We start from the raw sequence: 20,312 nt of genomic DNA on the forward strand, positions 1-20,312 counted from the left end.
GCGTATGAGAATTGCAGAGGTCAGGGTTCATCCGATATCAGTGCCATTGGAGACGCCCTTCTACTTCTCCCAAGGGTGGGTGCATCAGCGCAGCTCAGTCATCGTCGAACTGGTATCAGATGATGGCCTGACGGGTTGGGGGGAGTCACTCTGCCACGGCCTGCAGCCGCCGCAAATAGCCGCTGCCTTTATCGAACATGTGTTTCGTCCGATCCTTTTGGGCGCTGATCCTTTGGATGTAGAGCTTCTTTGGGAGCGGATGTACAACACCACTCAGCCTTATGGCCAAGGCGGGGCCGCCGTCAACGCGATTAGTGGCGTCGATATTGCCCTCTGGGACCTGATTGGCCGTTCGCTAAACAAGCCGATTCACAAGCTTATAGGTGGCGCTTTTCGTAGCGATGTGCAGCCCTATGCGACAGGTTTCTACAGGGTTGAGGGCGCAAACTATCCTGAAGATTCGATCGTTGAAGCTCAGAGCTACGTTGAAGCAGGTTTCAACGCCTTTAAGCTCAAAATTGGCTTCGGAGTCGATGAAGATATCGCTCTTGTGAATGCGATACGGGATGTTATAGGGCCAGACGTTAGAATCATGGCCGATGCCAATGCGGCCTACTCGGTGGGCAGCGCACGCAAGCTGATTGAAGCGACTCGTGACGCCAATCTCTACTTCTACGAGGAGCTGTTAGCACCCGAAGATCTCAAAGGTTACCGAGAGCTCAAAGGGTTATCCTCATCACTTATTGCCGCAGGCGAGCAGCTCTTTGGTAAGCAGGGTTATGCGCCTTGGCTTGAGGCGCGAGCGCTGGATCTAATTCAGCCTGACCTCTGCTCTTCAGGTGGTTTCACGGAACTGAAGAAGATCGCTGCGCTGGCACAAGCTGCTCATACACCGATGACTCCTCATGTTTGGGGTTCAGGTGTCGGCCTGGCGGCATCCTTACAGTTCATCGCTGCGTTACCCTCTCTACCGCTGACGCTTAATCCTGTTGAGCCGATGTTGGAGTTTGACCGTTCGTCACACCCGTTTCGTCGCGAGCTGATCTTTGATGGCATTCAGATGCAAGCTGGCCGGGTGCAGATTCCAGATGCTCCGGGGATCGGCGTTGAGGTTAACCGCGAAGTGTTAGCGCGCTACGCCGTTTAGAAGAGATCTAACTGTTCGTCTGGATTAGGTTTTGGGGCATCGGTCTGATCGCCATTGCGTGCTTCGCTCGCTCCTACAGGCGATATTTCTTCGCTAGTTTCTATTGCGCCGAATAGGGCTGCACCCAAGCCGCTGGCGCGTTCCGTGCGTCGTTGGGCGATTGTTAATAGGTGATCAGGGCGTTCTGAAATCAGTGTGAAAAAGCTGCGGGCGCGGGTGATGGCGGTGTAGACCAACTCACGTGTCAGTACGGGGCTATCCTGAGGTGGTAGCAGCAGCGCGCAGTGCTCAAACTCCGATCCTTGGGATTTGTGGACTGTCATCGCAAAGACTGTTTCGTGAGCCGGAAGACGGCTGGGTGGTATCCAGCGCATCTGTTCATTCGTCTCGGTTGGCATGAAGGCGACTAAGGGGCGATCACCAATAACCAAGCAGATACCCACATCACCGTTCATCAAACCGACGTTGTAGTCATTCGCGCTGATCATAATCGGGCGCCCGTGGTACCACTCGTTGCTGTTGTCGATCAGCTTCAAGGCGTGAAGCTTCTGTTCGATACGTTTGTTTAGCTCGGTTACGCCGAAGTCACCCTGACGTACCGGGGTGAGCAGTTGGAAGCGACTATAGGCTTGGAGCAGTTCGGCAGCCGCTACATTGCGAGCTTCGTAGGTAGTCTCAGCTGTCAGTCGCAGCTCGGACAAGCGTTTCAGATAACCGGCGTAACTCACTTTTGCAGCATCACTAGGCGCCGTGTTCAGGCAGGCCTGTTGCTCGGTTAGCCGCAGCAGGGCCTCAGAACGCTCGGTCGCCTCAGTTTTTTCGGGACTCACAAAGTGTATGTCGGCGTAATCCCCCGCGATGGATGCGTTTAGGATCTCATTAAGTGACTGGTCGGTATTGATTGCCGTAGCCAATTGGCCGATACCTGAAGCTGCATCGAAGCGATAGCTGTGACGCAGCATTGCAACGGATTGGTCGAGTGCCTGACCCTGCTCATCTGTGAGTGTTGCGGGTAGTTTGATACCAGCAACTTGCCTGAGCCAATCAACAGTCGTGGGGAGATAGTGTCCGTCTCTTGAACGAGAACATAGCTCGCCCAATATTGAACCCGCTTCAACGGATGCGAGCTGGTCTTGGTCACCCAGTAGAATGAGTTGTGCATCGGTTGGTAACGCACCTACAACCGCCGCCAGCATGCTCAGATCAACCATTGAGGCTTCGTCGATTACCAGTACATCGATCGGCAGTGGATTATCGCTGTTGTGGCGGAACTCGCGGCTAAAGCGTTGTGAACCCAATAGGCGGTGCAAGGTGCGCACTCTTGACGGTAGGTCTGCTTTAGTTAGGCCGCAGGCTTGGAGTTGGGGTTCGATAGCATCTACCGCTGAACGAATCGACTCGTTGAGGCGCGCTGCAGCCTTTCCAGTGGGTGCTGCGAGTTCGATACGATAGGCTTGCTCTGTGCGTGCTGAATCCGTTTTTGCTTGGGCCTGGAGTAGCGCTAGGAGTTTGATCACGGTTGTGGTTTTACCAGTGCCGGGGCCTCCAGTGATCAAACCAAAATGGCTGCGCGCGGCTAGCGCACAGGCAGCGCGCTGATAGTCAACGGCATCGGTCGCATTGAACAGATGGTTCAGGGTCTGCTGCATTGCTTGCGAGCGTTCTGAAGCCTTATCGTTCAGCCCCTCACGTCGGGTAAGTCTGCTCTGAATCGCTGTCGTGACCTGCTGCTCGTACAGCCAGTAACGGCGCATGTAGAGACGCTGCGAATCAATGACGAGCGGTGTGACCTTTGTGCCATCACTGGCCAGTTCAGTGTGCAGCAGAAGTTGTTCAGCCGCATCAGGGTTAAGTTCGCTTAGCAGGCTCGCGGGCAAATTTGCTTCTGCAGCCTCTTTTGCAGCGAGTTTAGACTGTGGATAACGCTTTTCAGGTGGCGGTATCGCAAGCTGTGAATTGGGTTCGCTCAGCAGGCCAGCTAGGTCGATACAGACGTGCCCACGACCAACTTGATGACTCAAGAGTGCTAGGAGCAGTAGAGCGCTATCGGCACTCTTCTGATCGCTAATTGGAGTCAACTTTACAAGCTGTTTGGCAAACTGCAGATCCACTGCACGAATCCATTCCGCGTCTAACCAGTGCTGCAGAACGCTAAGCATATTGCGACTCATAATGCGGCTCCTGCAAACAGTCGGTCCATCTGCTCAATCAGTGCTTTTGGAGGACGATCGCCTAAAATTCCGGACGTCTCGCTATTAATTCCGCGAAGATACATCACTAGAGCACCACCTATATGTTTGTCATAGTCATAATCGGGCAGCCGACTGCGCAGGTAGCGATGCAGTGCTAGCGTGTAGATCAAATACTGCAGGTCGTAGCGCTTCTCTAGGGTTTTAAGCAGCATCTTCTCTTGGCTGTATGCGCTATCATCTGGCCCGAGAAAAGTCGATTTGTAGTCCAGCACATAGTAGCGACCTTGGTGCTTAAAGGTGAGATCGATAAACCCTTTGAGCATGCCGTTGAACTCTAGCTCTTTGGCGGCCGGGCGAGGAACGGTTGTTGGGGCAAGTCGATTGATCAATTGGTCCAGCTCGACCACTTTCAAATCATTCACCTCAAACCAAAACTCCATCTCAGCTTTGGCAGATTCCAGCCCGTTCAGAGAGCAAGAGTCGCCGTTTGGAAGCGTGAAAGGTCGAGAGATAATTGCCTGTATCCATTCAGTCACAAGTTTAGGATCGTAGTCCGGACTGTTCTTCGATTCGCAACGGCGTTGTACTTCAGCCTGCAACAGCTTTTCGTCTATGCGGTTGAAGCCTTGTTCGCAGCACCACTCGAGGATTGAGTGCAGGAAGTCACCGGGTCCCGCACCTTTAACAAAGGCGTGGAAACCCTCGAGTTTAGTTAGGGTTGGGCTCTGTTCTACAGGAGGCTCATGCTCGTCGGCACGTTTCTCGGCACTTGGGTCATCGATATCACCAAGGCTCTTTGCCTCGTACTGAATGCGCGAATAACTGGCGATCCACCAGTTCTGCTCTAACTTCTGTTGAGCCGCTAGCGCGCTGCCCAACTGCATCTCATCTGAGTCGTTGTAGATCTGTTGATCTGCTTCAGGCTCGCAGATGAGTTTAATTAGGTCATCATCCGCCAGTTGCTGCAGTGCCGGCGATATCTCGGACCCGGGAGATTCCGACATACCCAGCGCATAGCCTAGTGCGCTGATGTGCCAGTTCTCAGTTGCAGCTGCTCCAACCCACATCGCGTATTTGGCACGCGTTAGGGCGACATAGAGCTTGCGCAGATCCTCAGCAAGGCGTTCACGATCTGCGGCTTCTAACTCCGCTTCTGTTGGGTTAAAACGGGTAACCCAGCGGTTGTCGCTGTCGTGATAGCGTACGTGATCTTTGTTTTTCGTCTCGCTACGCAGGCTGGTGCCGAAAGGTAGAAACACCAGCGGATATTCAAGACCTTTGGATTTGTGCACCGTGACCACCTGTACCAGGTTGGCATCGCTCTCCAAGCGCATATTAAGGTGCTCACTCTCCTCATCGGCACTCAGGAGCATCGCCTCATATTGGCGAATTAGCGCATGTTCACCATCCAACTGCATGCTTTCACTCTGCAGCAGCTCACCCAAATGCAGAATATCGGTCAGCGCGCGTTCGTTGTGATTAGCTAGCAGCTTTGCCGGCACCTGATAGTCGTTGAGGTAGCGTCGCAGCGTGGCGTAGATGCCATTGCGCTGCCACTGTCGTTGGTACTCTTCGAACTGCTCTAGCACTCGGCCGAGCTCAAGCTCATCCGAGTTAATGGCCTCAAGTTCAGCGTGAGTCAGTGCAACTGAAGCTGTGCCTAGAGCCGCGCGCAGCAGGTCGAGGCGACGGGGTTCTGCAAAGGCGCGAATCCAGTGCAGGAGCTCCTGTGCCTGCTTGGATAGCAGTACCGAGCTGCGATCGGATAGATAGACGCTTTTTACCTGACGTTCAGCCAGCGCTGCGCGCACTGCATCTGCTTCGGTGCGATTGTTTACCAAGATTGCGATGTCGCCCGGTTCGACCCGTCTAAACTCTGTGTCATCCAAAGCTGCGGCGAAACCGGCTTTGCGGTTGCTCAACAGTTCAACAATCTGACTAGCACAGACGGCTCCGAGAAGTTTGCGCGTTTCTATGGTCCCGAGTGTTTTGAATTCGCCCTTTTTCTTACCCTCGGGAGGATCAAACGCCCAGAGTGTCAGTGCTTTCTGGGACTGGCGGTCAACGTAAAAATTCTTTTTAGTACCATTAGCAGCCATCTTCTCGAAAGGAAGGTCAGACTCTTCGCCCGAACCAAACAGGAAAGCTCCCTCCGATGTTTTGTCCGCATGCAAGAAGAGTCGGTTCACCGCGTCGACCACTGCCTGGTGCGAACGGAAATTCCGACCCAACGTATGGACGCGGTCGGCGACACTGTTGCGTGCATTCAGATAGGTGAAGATATCGGCACCACGGAAGCCGTAGATGGCCTGTTTTGGATCGCCGATCATTACGAAGCAGGAGTTCTGATCGTTATCCGCAACACTATAGATACGATCAAAAATCTCATACTGTATCTGGTCAGTATCCTGAAACTCATCTATCAGGCCGGCTGGGAACTGCGCTCGAATCTGACGTGCCAAGTGTTCACCACGGGGCCCATGCAGCGCAGCATGAAGGTTGTCTAGAAGGTCGTTAAACCCAAGCTCTGCTCGCTTGCGCATCTGTGCGCTGACTCGCTTGTTGAGCCAGTCGGAAGCGTGCTTAAGCAGTGGCTCGGTTAGGTTGTTTAGTTTGGCTTGCAACTGGTAAAGCTGATCGATCGCCACAAAAGCGGGGTGGTCGACCTGGGCCGGAGGCTCAGCCATCATCTCGCGCAGTCGTTCGGGCCGCTGATTTTGGAAACCTTTACTGGTAGCAAAACTTTCCGGGAAGGACTCATCGCTTTCAGCCCAATCTAAAAGCTTGTCCCAGGCTTTAACCATCGAGTTTTTACTGGTGCCGTTTAGCTTGTTGACCTTATTGAAGCTCTGCAGCAGATCGGGGATCTCGTCGTACCATTCAGACCAGGGTAGAGCCTTGAGTCGTGCCAGTTCAGCCTCGAACGCCTGCTCAAAATTATTGAGGAGTTCACCTAGAGAGTGATTATCACTATCTATGCCACCTCCCAGACCTTTGACCTTTTTGAACAGGATTTCAGGGTCTGGGTAGAGGCCTAGATAGCGATCGGCACATGCCCCAATGAGTGGATAGACCTCGGTCCTGTAATAGTCACGAAGTGCCGCAAGTTGCAGCTCTTTGATGCTGGTGACCAGCGTCTGACTAAACAGATTGCCGCTGTCGAAGGCGTGCTCCTGCAGCATCTGGTAACACCAACCATGGATGGTGGATATTGCCGCTTCATCCATCCACTCGGCCGCCAATAGCAGCTTAGCCTGTTGTGTTTTGTGCTCGGACTCATCGAACTGCTCACGCAGCATGAAAAGTATCTCGTTATCTGAGTTGCGCTCGACGTCGCCGGCAAACACCTCAGCCGCCTGAGTTAATCGTTTGCGAATACGCTCGCGCAGCTCCTTAGTAGCCGCTTCGGTAAAAGTCACCACCAGCAGATTCTGTGGCAGCAGACCGGCGGCCAATTCAGCGTTCGATAGTTTAGGTTGGCCCAGCACAAGGCGGACGTAGAGCAGGGCGATGGTAAAGGTTTTCCCGGTACCCGCGCTCGCCTCAATCAGGTGGCTGCCAACCAGAGGTAGTTTTAATGGCTCGAGTGTGTGGCGTTGGCTCATGCTTCCACCTCGCCGCGAGCACTCAGATGTATCAGACGGAGCGGCTCATAGATCTGGCCCGTGTAGAGAGTAAAATTCTCAGAATCATAGAGTGACTCAAAATTTGGGTAAGCGCGTGCAAGGTAGCCGCGATCATAATCTTTGAGCTGTGTCTCATACTTGGCAGCAGCCTTATCGCGCACCTTCTCTGCATCGAGTTTAACTGCAGCTTCGAGCATTTCGTAAGCCACTTCTGGCAGAACGGGTAGCGGTTGAGTCATACCTCTGATCCAGCCCGCCATGATCGCGTCGAACAGTGGGCGCGCCTTTTCGGCAGTTAGTTGAGGCAGTTCGATGCAGCAATCCTCCTCCTTGCTGAGGATAAAGCTTCGGAACCCTACTCCATCGAGTTGCCCTGCTAGGTGAACAACCCAGTCGTTAAGAAGCTTCTCATATCGAACGCGCTTTTTGTTCTGACTATCCAGCAGTTTAGAACCCGAAATATGGATACGCGCGCGTTCGCCCTCTGTGTTTGTTCTCAGTTCTGTTATCCGATCGGCAACCTCGATAGTGCCCTGCTCGTTGCAGTACTCCAGAGCAAAGAGTTGATCAGGAGCGCTCATTGACCAGTGCGTCAGCAGTTCGCAATAGCGCTCAAAAAGATTGGGCATGTTGGAGCTGATCACCTTTGATAGTTGCCTCTCGATGCTATCGACACCGATCGCACCACTGCCCGCCCAGCGTTCCAGCTGCTGTTGCAAGCTGCGTTCAAAGGCTGGGGTGTCGGCACTTTTCTGCACAACTTTTTGAATCAGTTGCGACTCAAAAATGGCCTTCTGCAGATGGCTGAAGGTGAACAGCTCGTTGTCCGTATCGATTTCCTGCAGATCAGTGAACCAGATATTCAACCGCTGATTATAGAAGTAAGCGATTGGGTTCTTCAGGAAGTTAGCGATCGCTTTAAAACTGAGCGGCTCATCAGGCTGAATATAAGATAGTGGGCGTTCACTATCTCTGGATCCGCAGCTAGATCTGTCAAGCGCGTCTCTCCAACTCGTATTGTAGGTGAAGAGTTGGCGCTGTTTTAGCACTGTATCGAGTGATTCCGCTCGGTTCTCTGATGCGTAGTACCGAGGGCTGAACGGTTGCAGCGGGTGGATCGTGCTGAGTAGTTGCGAGCTGCTTTTGTCTGCAACTGGGCTGCTCCAGAGCAGATTGATGTAGTCCTGTAACTGCTCAACTAGCACCGAGGCTGGGCGTTCGGAGTCATCTAGTATGCTACGGGCGACCCAGCTTATGTAGAGCTTTTCGCGAGCAGATAGTAGCGCCTCCAAGAAGAGGTAACGGTCGTCATTGCGGCGTGAGCGATCGCCGGGGCGATACTCGCGAGACATGAGATCAAAGTCCATCGGTGTGCGACTGCGCGGGTAGTCGCCGTCATTCATACCTAGTAGACAGATCATCTTGAAAGGGATCGAGCGCATTGGCATCAGCGTAGAGAAGTTGACGCTTCCTGAGAGGAACCGCTGCCTTAGGTTCGTCTCGTCCATTGATCCAATAACCCGTTCACGGGCGATCAGCAGTGGGATCTCCTGATCGAGTCCGCTACCGATCTCAAGCTCGTCCTGCCAGCGCTGAAGTTGATGCCCTAATCGATCGATCAGTAGCTCATCGGCTGGCTCTTCTGCGGCAAAAAACTGCTGCAGCAGCTGTTTGATACGCTCTATCCAGTTTCGGCCTGTCTGTATTTGACCTAAGTTATGGGTCAGTTGCTGCAGTGCCTCAACAAAGGTGGCTAGGTTACCCGCAATGGCTATCTCACTTCCGGATATTTCGCTATAGCCTTGGATATCCATCCAAGCCTCCTGTTGGCCCAGTGAGAAGCCAACTAGCATTGCCTGAACGCCAGAGAGCCAGGTGTTACGGGCTCCGATAGCCGGGTTGTCAGAACTGCCACGCTGGTCGGCATCTAGACCCCAGCGAATGTGCGTGCCGTCGATCCACTGCGCGATCAGTTCAAGGTCTGATTCGGCGATATTGAAGCGATTGCGCAAGGCGGGCGCCTCCAACAGACTCATCACTTCACTGACACTGCAGCGAGCCTGCGGCAGCGACAGTAATATCTCTAGCGCGCTGAGCAGCGGACTTTGACCGCGTTGCCCAAGGTCAGCAATGTTGAAAGGAATATGCTGTGCTGACTCTCTTGGATACTGGCTGAAGACGGCTTTGATGAACGGGGCATAGACATTGATGTCCGGCACCATCACCATGACGTCGCGTGGTTGTAGTTGTGGATCTGCGTTGAAAGCCGCGAGCAGCTGGTCATGTAGAATCTCAACCTCGCGCAGTGGGCTGTGAGCGAGATGAAACGCCACAGAGTGATCGCTGCCGAGATCGAGTTGGCGTTGCTCCTTCTTGACCTCTTCAAGATCACTAAGGTGGAAAATATCGTCCTGTATTTGGTGCAGCAGAGAAGGAGCATCGGTCTCGCTATGTGGGAAGAAGAGGTCGATCTCGTTACGGTATAGCCGGTAGGCTGCCGCACGTGCTTGGGTGTCATCAAATTCATCGAGCATGCGCAGAAAATCACGCCCCTGCTTGCCCCATCCAGCCAGCAGTGGGTTGGCGTGGCCGTGCAGCGCTTCTAACTGGCAACCGGGCTCAAATCCATCTTTCTCTTTGCCGCGGCGCCTTTCGGCTGTCAGCAGCTCGCGGTCACTGATGATCTCAGCCCAATGGTACTGGCTCGGGTTCAGCACACAGAAGATAACTTGAGAGAAACGGCTCAGCAGTGCGAGCGCCTCGAGTGTCTGCCAGGGTAGAGACGAGACGCCAAATACAAACACGCGTTTGGGTAGCTTGGCACCGACCGGAATCGCGCTTAGCCTTTTTGCCTGCTCAACGAAATGCGTGTGAACGCGCGAGCGACTGGTATTCGCTTCTTGATTGCGCTGCGTATGTATATCTGCACAGATAGCGCGCCACAAAGCGGACTGCCAAGTGTCATCGTCACTTAATGCGGTTTCAAATCCGCTGCTGCTTAGGATCGAGTCGGCTCCCCCCTCCCAATGCGCCAACCAGTCGGCACGATAGACCTGATACTGGTCATAGAGGTCGGCCAGTTTCTCTGCAAGCTGATAGGTTCTTGTTAGCGGTTCTTCGCCTTCAATAAAGCGTTTAAGCGGCCCGTAAACAGGTTGATTAATCAAGGTTGGCAGTAGACCATACAGGCGCCAGCTCAGTGGGCGTTTGTCATACGGAGAGCTCTTTGGAACTTCACTTTCTGTCAGAACTGAGCGGTAAACGCTCCAGATAAATTCGGCGGGCAACTGAAATTTGAGATCAGCGGCGATGCCTAAACCGCCCACAGACGCATCACTGCCTGGATTGGTTGCGATCGATTGCTTCAACCATTGCGCGATACCGTTACTCTGCACCAGCACCACATCCTCATCAAAAGGGTCCAGCGGAGCGGTGCGCAGGAAGGTGATCAGTGATTGGCGCAGATCCTCAAGGCGGTTGCCGTGAATCGCGATAAAGCCACTGTCATTCGGTGCCGGCATTAAAATCTCTTTTCTGGAAAACGGGCGCTAGGAGATTGAAAAATAGCATGTTCTGCACTCAGTTAGGAGCGAATCAGAATCAAATCCCTTATACTTGCTCCATCGAAGAACAGTCATGGAAATCCGATGAAACTCCTTATTCGCAACCTCGCTCGCTCAACAACTGAAGCTGACTTATTGGAACTATTCGAAAGTTACGGCAGCGTGCAGTACTGCAACTTGGTTATGGACTCTGTAACCGGTGGGTCAAAAGGGTTCGGTTTTGTCGAAATGCCTAAGGTAGGCGAAGCCAAAGCGGCGATGAAAAATCTCAATAACACGCTGGTTAACGGCAATATCATTCGCGTAAAGAGAGCTGAGGATAAACCGGTATAGGGCTGAGGTTTTAACATGCTTGCACTGAATCGACTTAATCTCAGCAATGCCCGAGGCGATCTTTTAGGTGGTGTGACGGCCGCGGTTGTCTCTCTGCCTTTGGCACTGACCTTTGGTGTGGCTTCCGGCGCCGGTGCTGAGGCAGGTCTTTACGGCGCCATTCTTATCGGTCTTTTCGCCGCACTTTTTGGTGGCACTTCCACTCTGATCTCCGAACCTACAGGTCCGATGACCGTTGTGATGACCGCAGTCGTCAGTTCGTTGATCGCCGCCGACCCGGAGAATGGATTGGCTATGGCGTTCACCGTCGTCATCCTTGCCGGTATTTTCCAAATAGTTTTCGGCTATCTTCGCCTTGGAAAGTACATCACGTTGATGCCGTACTCCGTCGTATCCGGATTCATGTCCGGTATTGGCGTTATTCTGATCTTGATGCAGTTGGCACCGGCGCTGGGTCAGCGGGCGCCTCCGGGTGGCGTAGTTGGCTCGTTGATGTCACTGCCTGAGCTGATTATGAACATAGAGTTCATTGAGCTGCTGCTGTTCGCTCTTACTCTTGCTGTGCTGTTTAAGATGCCAGAGAAGTACCGCAAGTTGGTGCCGCCCCAGTTGGTTGCGCTAGTAGGGATCTCGCTCTTTTCAGCGCTATTCATATTTGCGGATATCGATGTGCGCCGTATCGGAGAGGTCAACGCCTCGCTGCCATCGGTAAATATGCCCTATTTCACCCACGAGCAGCTCGCAGTCATGCTGGTCGATGCGATGGTGTTGGGTATGCTGGGGTGTATTGACTCCATGCTCACGTCAGTCATTGCGGATAACTTGACGCGCACCGAGCACAACTCCAATAAAGAGCTGGTCGGTCAGGGTTTGGGTAACATTATGTCTGGCCTCTTTGGTGGTCTGCCTGGTGCCGGCGCCACCATGGGCACTGTGGTCAATATTCAGGCAGGTGGGCGTACAGCCCTATCAGGAGTCATCCGAGTTGTTGCGCTCTGTATCGCCGTGTTTGGTTTGGCGGGACTGATTGAGAGTATTCCGCTAGCGGTGCTGGCAGGGATTGCCGTCAAAGTCGGGCTGGATATCCTTGATTGGTCGTTCATCCGTCGTGTTCATAAAGTGTCGAAATACAGCACGATGATTATGTATGCGGTGCTGGTGCTGACAGTCTTTGTTGACCTCATCGTTGCTGTTGGCGTGGGTGTGTTTGTCGCTAACATCATCATTATCCAGAAGCTATCCGCTGCCGAAGAGGAGAACGTGCGTTCGATGTCCGATGTGGATGATTCGATTCCGCTGGATGATGAGCAACGCGATCTTCTCAATGCTGCCGATGGGCGAGTCCTACTGCTGTATTTGTCGGGTGCAATGATCTTCGGCGTGGCCAAGGCGTTGTCGCGTGAGCGCAAAAATATCGATAAACACGACGCAGTTATTTTCGATATCAGTGAGGTAACTTATATAGATGACACCATGGCGTTGTCGCTAGAGAACGTTATCTACGAAGCGCTCGATGCCGGTAAGCATGTGGGATTAGTTATCGGTTCAGATCTGGCCAAGGATAAGCTGATGAACCTCGGTATTGGCGAACGCCTGCCACTCGAGAATTTTGCGCATTCTCGCACTGGGGCCCTGAGACAGGTGTTGGAAAATTTAGAAATTGATGTCCGCTCGGACACGCAAAGATAACGCTCGCGAACACAATTAAACTCTTTGAGCTCGACTGTTTACAGCCCTGCGAGCTTGAAGAGTTGTCTGGTTGTAAACACTGTTGGTTTTAGTATCTCCTCGCTCATATCGATTCCTTTTTTAGGTGTTTTTCCACGCTAGCCCTGCAGGTCAGGCCCGATCTGGCTCTAAAGATCAGACATCAATTAGCAGATGTGATTACCGTGCGTTAGCCGCGGGCCTTTGAAAGTGCGTGGTGCAAATAAGCCAATGTGGTCCGTATGCGTACAAATGTCGTAAAAGATACTAATGCCAATCTATATAATCTTAAAAACCATCTGGTTAGGGGTACGCATGCAAACCAAAGTTACAAAAACAGCGCTGCGGCTGTCGTTAGTTACGCTATCGGCCGCCTTCATTCTAGGTTGCGTGCCTAACGCGGCGGTGAACAGTTCAAACGAATCAGTTGGGATCTATGGCTACAAAGGCGCAGCACAAGCCTTTCTCGACGACTCGGGAGCCCCCTCAGTGAATCCTGATGACCTTCACGAGTTGTTGGTTGCGGGTAAAGCGCTTCATGACGCAGGTATGTGGGAGCAGAGCCGTGAGGTACTCGATACAGCTGGTCAGCAGTTAATGTGGAAGGAAGATACGATAGATACCCCTTCGGAGGCGGTAAAGTTTATTGGAACGACTCTGACAAACGACACTTTGGCTGGGTACAACGGAAAAATTTATGAAGGGTTGATGTTGGACTACTACCAAGCCATCAACAACTTAATGCTGGGTGACGAGAGTAGCGCGCGTGTTTCATTCAATAGGCTGGAGGAGCGCCAGGGCAACGCTGAAATCCAGCTCCAGTCGTATACTCGTTCGCTTAATGACGCCGATATAGAGGTTGACGACCAGCAAGACCGGGAGATCGTCGAGCAGACAGTAGCTGATGCCGATGTGAATTTTGCGCAGGGTTTGGCCAACCTTCCTGAAAATCAGATGGCTGCTCAAATACGCTCACCCTCAGGTGATTTGGTGAATGCTCTGTTTCGACAGACCTCTTCAGCAAGCGCTGATCGTTCTAGCGATCGCACTAAGCGTGCAATCAAAGCGGTTCAGGCCAAAGCGCCTGACGCGACCGCTCGCCGATTCGCAGGGGCACTTGAACAAAGCTTCGCCAATCTAAAAGCAGACCATGTATTCGTTCTTTATGAAGACGGTAGCGGGCCATCTATCGAAGAGTTCCGTGTTGATCTTCCCCTAGCACTTGTCAGTGATGACCTACTGTATGCGGGGGTCGCACTACCTGAGTTTAGACGAGGGTATGTGAACAATCCAAGCTTGACCCTCACCCAAGGCTCTCTGGCAGCTGATACGGTGCCCGTTACTGACATGAACCGCATAGCTTCGTTAGAGTTCAGCGCTGCGTATGACAAGAAGGTTGCAAAAGAAGTTACCAGTGCAATTATAAAAACAGTTGCCCAGGTTGCAGCGAACAAAGCAATTGATCAGGAAGTGGACAACCCACTCGCAGGGCTGCTGATGAAAGTTGCGGTCGCAGGAACTCAAGCTGCACTGACAAGGGCAGATACTCGCCACTGGGTAAATCTTCCCAACCAAATCCAGATGGCGTCTTTTAAGAAATCTGGCACTGAGGCAATCAAAATTTTCGATGCCGTTGGCAATCCAATCGTAACAGTGCCAGCATTACCCGGACACCAGCTGATTTACGTTCGCCAACAGACTCGCGGCGGGGATGTGAAAGTCTACGCACAGCGTCTGCCTGCGAACGACCGGGCGGTAGAGTATGTCACCAACTGGGCACCTGCTGAGTAACCAAGGAAAATAATATGATTAAGTACAGATCCATTGCACTCCTAGCTCTTTTTGCACTTGCGGGATGCACATCCAATCCAGCAGTCGTCTCAACGAATCCGTTATCCGGTTCGGCGACCGGAAACAAAAATGCTTACGAGTCATTTTCTATTACTAGCACTGACATAGGTTATGCAGCTAATGAAGCGGTTCAGCAGTTCTTGGAGGCGCCAGAGTCAATGAAACCGGGTGGTGGTCGATATGTGATTGCCGTAGATCAAATCATTAACGATACCCTAAATAATTTCGAAACCCGAAGACTGACTGCTCAGATCAAACGCAAATTGCGTCAATCGAATCGATTCCGTTTCACTAACGCAATTGGCGCAGATCAAACAAAAGCGATAATTGATGAGCGAGAGCTTCAAGACTCAAAGCTCTTTGATCAATCAACGGTTGCTCAGGATGGAACTCTCGCCGCTCCGGAAATCTATTTGACCGGCGCAATCGTCGTTGATGCAACGCGCTCAGGTGATGGCAAAAAACAGCAGCTGAATTATGCCTTTATGCTCGAGGTGGTCGATAAAGTGAGGGGTTATGTGTTGTTTGATAGTTACATAGAAATCGATAAGACGGGTTCAAACAAAAACTTTGCGTGGTGATTGATATGCGCTTTATCAGCCTAACTCTCGTACTTGCTAGCGTTTCGTTTAATGGTTACGCGGTTGCGAATACTTGCGATAACGCAGTTGCACAGCCTTCTGCGTCCGAAGTCATTGAGAAGCAGATGCGTGCCTTTAGACAGACTGACTTTGGCGCGGCAATTGCTAGTCGAGCAGAAGCTGGCTCACTAGTTTCATTGCGAAGCGAAGCTATTTCTGTTGATCGAAACGTCAGCCACCCTGACTTTGCCAAGTCCCGCGATTTTGCCTATGCAAAGGCTCTGGTGAACGTTCAAGCTAAATTTATATTGAAGAAACAGTCAGAGCTTGCGGCCGAGATTGTCACTGAAGAGTACAACGCAGAACCGGCCTCTGTTGATCTGCAATTCAATGACTCGGACCGAAGCGATGAATGGGTGCGTATCGGGGATAAAGCACTCAGATTAACTGAGGCGAAATTGGACAATGCCCTACGCGAGGAGGGAGTGTCTGATGCTGAAATTAAAGGGGCAACCCGTGAAAAGCGCGTTGATCTTTTCAGGGAGTCAATTGCGCGCAAGACGTCGAGACGAGCTTTTGGAGCCGCTGCGGGTGTGATTCCAGTTAAATCGTTTGAAGCAGTGGATTGTAATGGCCGGGCATCGGTATCCATAATGGCGGTTTACTCCGAGAAGAATCGTGAGTTTGTTCAAGCGATTTTAGGTGGAGAGAGTATGAAGCCCGACGCCTCGAGAGCGTCCGCCATGCCGTTTGAACTTTCAGTAGAGTCTGAGATTGATGACGGCTCAATTGTTTACGAATGGGGTATTCGCAAACTTTATGACTCCACCGGTTTACCGCTCCTCGCGAGTTATGGCCAGTGGGGGTATGTACCACAGGAGGGTATGGCTAAGGCGAATGAGCGCCGTCGCCGGAGTGCCTTGAATCAGGCTGATGCGGGTGCGCTTGAGCAATTGACACTGTTCCTTGACAGCCAGGCGAATTTTCTTAACGAGACATCTCGCGAGGAGTTCTCCAATAGTTTCGTAAAAGTGAACCAGACTACTGAGGGCACTACACGAACTGAAGAAGATGTCAGTGAGATTGTTGAGCGTAGTACCGAGCAGTTTCGAGCTCGCGGATCAGTCCGTTTAACCGGTCTGTCTGATCCTATCCATTGGGATAGGGCATATCCTCACGAACAGGCTCAGGCTAATGTGGTCGGCTCTGTTATCTATTGGTCGCCGAGAGCTGAGGACGCTATTAATCGTGCTACTGGACAGCGCGCGGATCGAGTTTTAACCGAGAAGCCTATAGCTGAGCAACCTCAAGGGGAAGCTCAATCAGCTGGCAGCAAGGTGAAGAACAGTGCAGATGATTTTTAAGTTTCTGTCAGTCTTGGCTTGCACATTGGCGATCGGAGCCAATGCACAGGTTGTAACTCTTTCAAAAGACGCACGTGGGACCGGTGATAGCCGTGGTGAAGCTGTACTCGTAGCGTTAGAAAACGCGGTCGGCAAAGCCTTCGGTTTTCGTCTCGAAGGTGAACTGAGTCGATTCACGTCAGAACACTCGTCATATTCCAACGATAGCGGCAGTGAAGAGCTCGTTTCCAGCGTAAGTCGAGAGATCCGTAAAAGGACTAACACCCCGGACAATACGCCCGTTGTAGGGTATGAGGTTCTGAACGCCTTTGAGACCGGCATGGGGTGGGAAGCGCAGGTACGTTTGCTTTACAAGAGCTATCAAAAGCTAGGCGCTGCCGATAATCGACGAACCGTTGCTGTCTACGCTGAAAATAAATCAGCTTCCAGTCTTGCCGGTGCGCTCGAGAGCTCGCTTGTCGCAAGTCGCCGCTTTAATTTGCTAAAACGGGACTCTGAAACCGCTTTTAATAGAGAGAAAGCTTTTGTGCAGGGCGCCGATGCTGCTTTTGGAGAGGCCGCAAGGTTAGGGCAAGGTGAGGGTGCTGACTATCTTGTTTTAGTGCAGACCTCGGGCTATTACAACCGTGAACTGCCTGTAAGAGTTATAAAAGCGACTGGGGAGCGTCTGTATGCGTCAGAGGCAGGCCTTAACTACAGCATTGAGGTAGTCGAGTTCGCCAGTCGTGAAATAAAGTGGCGTAAAAGAGGTGTCATCGCGGTCGAGTCCAATAGACAGCCCTCTGACGTAGGGTCGAAGTTGGCGGCGCAGCTGAATAAGCTCTCCTTGTCTGCCGCCACAGACCTAACGGAGGCTATTTACCCGGCTCGGATTGCGCGTGTGATGGGTTCTCAAGCCGTGCTAAATCGTGGAGATGGTGCTGTAGCTCTCGGACAAAGGGTCAATATTTACTCAGTCGGCGAGGCGTTGGTCGACCCTCAAAGTGGTGAGTCGCTGGGTGCTTTGGAGGTTCAGGTAGCGTCGGGTTTGATCGTTGATGTCAAACCCAAATTTTCCGTGCTTCTGGTAGAAGATGGGTCGCTTTCAGAGGGCGAGGATTACATTGTCCGCTGGGATGAAGCTAAGGATCGTAAGTCGGTGCAACGGAAATCCAGCGTTAAGCGAGAGCTCGAGCAGAACACGACAGATTCGGTAAGGAAGTTAGACGACGCTTTCCTGAATTAGATTTTAACGTCCACCTAACCTATATTGAATGGACGCTTAAACACCAACAGGCGGGTGTCGATTGTTTGACGTAGGTCGCCGTATTGATTTTTTGTCTCTACATGGATCTGTACGGTGCCGCGATCGGGTTTTGAGCGCGATTCGGTTAAATCTATCACCTCAACTTCGATATGCAAAATATCGCCAGGTCTTGTCGGGCTGAGCCAACGCAGGTCGACGCCGCCTCCTATGACGCCTGTCGCAATCGGTAAAGTCTGTGCCATCAATCGCATAGTTACCGAACCTGTATGCCAGCCACTAGCCGCGAGCCCCTCAAAAAAGGTTTTCTTGGCCTGCTCGTGATCAAGGTGAAAAACCTGAGGGTCGTAGTGCTCGGCAAAGGCGATGATACGCTCCTCGGTCATCTCATACTCTTCGCTGATAAAGCGTTCGCCAACATAGAGATCTTCAAAGTATTTCATCTGCGTAATTCCGTTAATATGGTGTCAGTCATTAGGCCGCAGGCCGGTTTGATCTACAATTACCTAAGAGTACAAATGCGAGGATAAGGCGATGCGTGCACTCTTTTTGTCGATTCTGATGGTGCTCTCACTTGGTCTGAGGGCCGAAACCTTCAACGAGGTGATCTCCATGGACGAGCGCCCAGATGGAGTGGTGTTTGAGATTCTTGCCCCGAATGAGCGCAGCTGGACGAGGACTCAGCCGAAGCTGCTGCAGGCCATAGAGCAGCTCAAGCGCCGCTGGCCAGACATTGATATCGCCGTTGTCAGTCATGGTAACGAACAGTTTGCTTTGACCACTGAGAAGGCGAGTGTCTTCCCTGAGCTGCACCAGTCAGTACTGAATTTGGGCGAACAGGGTGTCGATGTGCACGTCTGTGGCACCTATGCTAGCTGGCGCGATATCAAACCTGAGGCGTTTCCAGACTATGTTGATGTCTCCGCCTCAGGCCCAGCCCAGATCAATGATTACATAGCGCTGGGCTACGTCTTGGTGACCGATTTCGCTTTTTAGCTCGCTGCTTTTACCTCTGACGCCGTTGTTGATGCTAGGCGATCATCGCGAATCATCTGCGAACCCTTGGCTGCAATCATGATGGTTGGCGAGCTTGTATTACCCGAGGTGATCGTTGGCATGATCGAAGCGTCAACAATGCGCAGTCCCTCAAGTCCAATAACACGCAGGCGGCTATCAACGACGGCCTGAGGGTCATCAGTTCTGCCCATCTTACATGTGCCGACGGGGTGGAAAATTGTTGTGCCCACGTCACCGGCTGCTTTAGCCAGCTCTTCATCTGTCTGATACTCAGTACCGGGTACAAACTCTTCTGGTTCAAACGGCTGTAGCGCCTGTTGCTGCACAATTTTGCGCGTCAAACGCAGACTGTTGGCCGCAACCTCTCGGTCGCGGTCTGTCGACAGATAGTTCGGGGCGATCTCAGGCGCGCTGTTCGGGTCGGTATCGGTGATTTTAATAGTGCCGCGCGAGGTTGGACGCAAATTACAGACGCTGGCGGTAAAAGCCGGGAATTTGTGCAGTGGATCGCCAAATTTATCCAGTGATAGTGGCTGCACGTGATATTCAATATCCGGTGTCTCTACCTTGTCATCCGAGTGGGCAAACATCCCTAGCTGACTGGGGGCCATTGTCAGAGGCCCGGTCTGAAAGAGGGCGAACTCCAGTGCCATCATCGCCTGGCCCCAGAGAGAGTTGGCTGTCTTATTAAGAGTTTTAATACCTTTGACTTTGAATACGGTGCGCAACTGCAAGTGATCCTGCAGATTTTCACCGACGCCGGGTAAGGCATGTATAACCTCAATGCCTTTGCTCTGCAGGAACTCTGGGTTACCAATACCGCTGCGCTGCAAAATAGCTGGTGAGCCGATTGATCCCGCTGCCAAAACGGTTTCGATGCGTGAACTTGCTTTGCAAGGCTGGCCTTTATGTAGGAACTCGATGCCGGTTACGCGTTTCCCTTCGACAGTAACCTTGTCGGATAGGGCCGCCGTCATAATGGTCAAATTAGGGCGCGAGCGCACAGGGTCAAGGAAACCGCGTACGCTAGACCAGCGCCAACCGCGCTTCTGATTGACCTCAAACTTCGAGACACCGAGATTGTTGCCAGTATTGAAATCCGGATTGGTTGGGATGCCTGCTTGGTTCGCGGCAGATTCAAAGTGATCGAGGATCTCCCAGCTGAGACGCTGCTGCTCAACGCGCCACTCACCGCCAGAGCCGTGATTGTCGTTCGCACCACGCCAGCTATCTTCAACCGATTTAAAAACGGGTTTAACGCCATTCCAGTTCCAAGCACTGTCACCGGTGAGTTCAGCCCACTCATTGTAATCACGCTCCTGACCGCGCAGGTAGAGCATCGCGTTGATCAGTGTGCTGCCACCCAGGCCCTTGCCGCGCGCATAAATGATAGAGCGACCATTCAGCCCTTTTTCGGGAACTGTTTTATAACACCAGTCAGTGCGGGGGTTGTTGATGCAGTAGAGATAGCCAACCGGTATGCGCGTCCAGATCCACTTCTCATCATTACCTGCCTCTAGCAGCAGAACGCTGACATCTGGATCCTCTGACAGACGGTTAGCCAGCACACAACCGGCCGCACCGCCTCCAGCGATGATGTAGTCATAGGTTCCCAGGTCTTTCATGCGGCCACTCCCGAAGGTTTAAAAAGAGCGTAGCTCTTTTACTGTTAAACGTGTCTGGTGTTG

General features: G+C 52.3%; 13 protein-coding genes. 8 read left to right on the forward strand and 5 right to left on the reverse strand.

Features of this window, described 5'->3' with window-relative positions; all coding sequences use genetic code 11:
- Window positions 1-4: 4 nt before the first annotated feature.
- Window positions 5-1,147: a mandelate racemase/muconate lactonizing enzyme family protein gene (locus AC1WNR_RS00715; protein WP_481642645.1), complete on the forward strand. Its 1,143-nt coding sequence runs from the start codon at window positions 5-7 to the stop codon at window positions 1,145-1,147.
- Here AC1WNR_RS00715 and recD read toward each other — a convergent pair.
- From recD to recC, 3 genes are read right to left on the reverse strand one after another with little or no spacing between them, the layout of a single operon-like run.
- Window positions 1,144-3,318: an exodeoxyribonuclease V subunit alpha gene (gene recD, locus AC1WNR_RS00720; protein WP_481642646.1), complete on the reverse strand. Its 2,175-nt coding sequence runs from the start codon at window positions 3,316-3,318 to the stop codon at window positions 1,144-1,146. The two genes, AC1WNR_RS00715 and recD, sit on opposite strands and share 4 nt — an antisense overlap.
- Complete coding sequence (recB, locus tag AC1WNR_RS00725; protein ID WP_481642647.1) at window positions 3,315-6,944, reverse strand: exodeoxyribonuclease V subunit beta; 3,630 nt, start codon at window positions 6,942-6,944, stop codon at window positions 3,315-3,317. Before recB ends, recD begins: the two co-directional genes overlap by 4 nt.
- The gene (gene recC, locus AC1WNR_RS00730; protein ID WP_481642648.1) at window positions 6,941-10,486 is read right to left on the reverse strand and encodes an exodeoxyribonuclease V subunit gamma; all 3,546 of its coding nucleotides are present in this window, start codon (window positions 10,484-10,486) and stop codon (window positions 6,941-6,943) included. Before recC ends, recB begins: the two co-directional genes overlap by 4 nt.
- Before the next feature lie 126 nt (window positions 10,487-10,612).
- Between recC and AC1WNR_RS00735 the strand changes: the two genes are divergently transcribed.
- From AC1WNR_RS00735 to AC1WNR_RS00760, 6 genes are all read left to right on the forward strand, one after another.
- Window positions 10,613-10,861 carry an RNA recognition motif domain-containing protein gene (locus AC1WNR_RS00735; protein ID WP_481642649.1) on the forward strand — a complete coding sequence of 83 codons (249 nt, stop codon included), beginning with the start codon at window positions 10,613-10,615 and terminating at the stop codon, window positions 10,859-10,861.
- 15 nt (window positions 10,862-10,876) lie between these two features.
- Window positions 10,877-12,550, forward strand: coding sequence for a SulP family inorganic anion transporter (locus tag AC1WNR_RS00740; protein WP_481642650.1), 1,674 nt, complete (start codon window positions 10,877-10,879; stop codon window positions 12,548-12,550).
- A gap of 333 nt (window positions 12,551-12,883) precedes the next feature.
- The gene (locus tag AC1WNR_RS00745) at window positions 12,884-14,359 is read left to right on the forward strand and encodes a COG3014 family protein (RefSeq protein ID WP_481642651.1); all 1,476 of its coding nucleotides are present in this window, start codon (window positions 12,884-12,886) and stop codon (window positions 14,357-14,359) included.
- Window positions 14,360-14,373: 14 nt separating this feature from the next.
- Window positions 14,374-15,000 (forward strand): penicillin-binding protein activator LpoB, encoded by a 627-nt coding sequence (locus AC1WNR_RS00750; protein ID WP_481642652.1) that lies wholly within the window; start codon window positions 14,374-14,376, stop codon window positions 14,998-15,000.
- Window positions 15,001-15,005: 5 nt separating this feature from the next.
- Window positions 15,006-16,364, forward strand: a complete 1,359-nt coding sequence (locus tag AC1WNR_RS00755; protein WP_481642653.1) for a DUF6844 domain-containing protein — start codon at window positions 15,006-15,008, stop codon at window positions 16,362-16,364.
- The gene (locus tag AC1WNR_RS00760; protein WP_481642654.1) at window positions 16,354-17,589 is read left to right on the forward strand and encodes a hypothetical protein; all 1,236 of its coding nucleotides are present in this window, start codon (window positions 16,354-16,356) and stop codon (window positions 17,587-17,589) included. Before AC1WNR_RS00755 ends, AC1WNR_RS00760 begins: the two co-directional genes overlap by 11 nt.
- 14 nt (window positions 17,590-17,603) lie before the next feature.
- Here AC1WNR_RS00760 and AC1WNR_RS00765 read toward each other — a convergent pair whose 3' ends face one another.
- A complete protein-coding gene (locus AC1WNR_RS00765) occupies window positions 17,604-18,050 on the reverse strand; it encodes a MaoC family dehydratase (RefSeq protein WP_481642655.1) in 447 nt (148 codons plus the stop codon).
- Window positions 18,051-18,141: 91 nt separating this feature from the next.
- Here AC1WNR_RS00765 and AC1WNR_RS00770 point away from each other — a divergent pair, with 91 nt between their 5' ends.
- Complete coding sequence (locus tag AC1WNR_RS00770) at window positions 18,142-18,603, forward strand: DsrE family protein (protein ID WP_481642656.1); 462 nt, start codon at window positions 18,142-18,144, stop codon at window positions 18,601-18,603.
- Here the strand turns inward: AC1WNR_RS00770 and AC1WNR_RS00775 are convergent.
- Entirely contained in the window at window positions 18,600-20,249 is a 1,650-nt protein-coding gene (locus AC1WNR_RS00775; RefSeq protein ID WP_481642657.1) for a GMC family oxidoreductase, read from the reverse strand. The genes AC1WNR_RS00770 and AC1WNR_RS00775 overlap by 4 nt on opposite strands.
- Window positions 20,250-20,312 lie beyond the last annotated feature (63 nt).

The sequence above is a fragment of the Marinobacterium marisflavi genome (assembly GCF_982447095.1).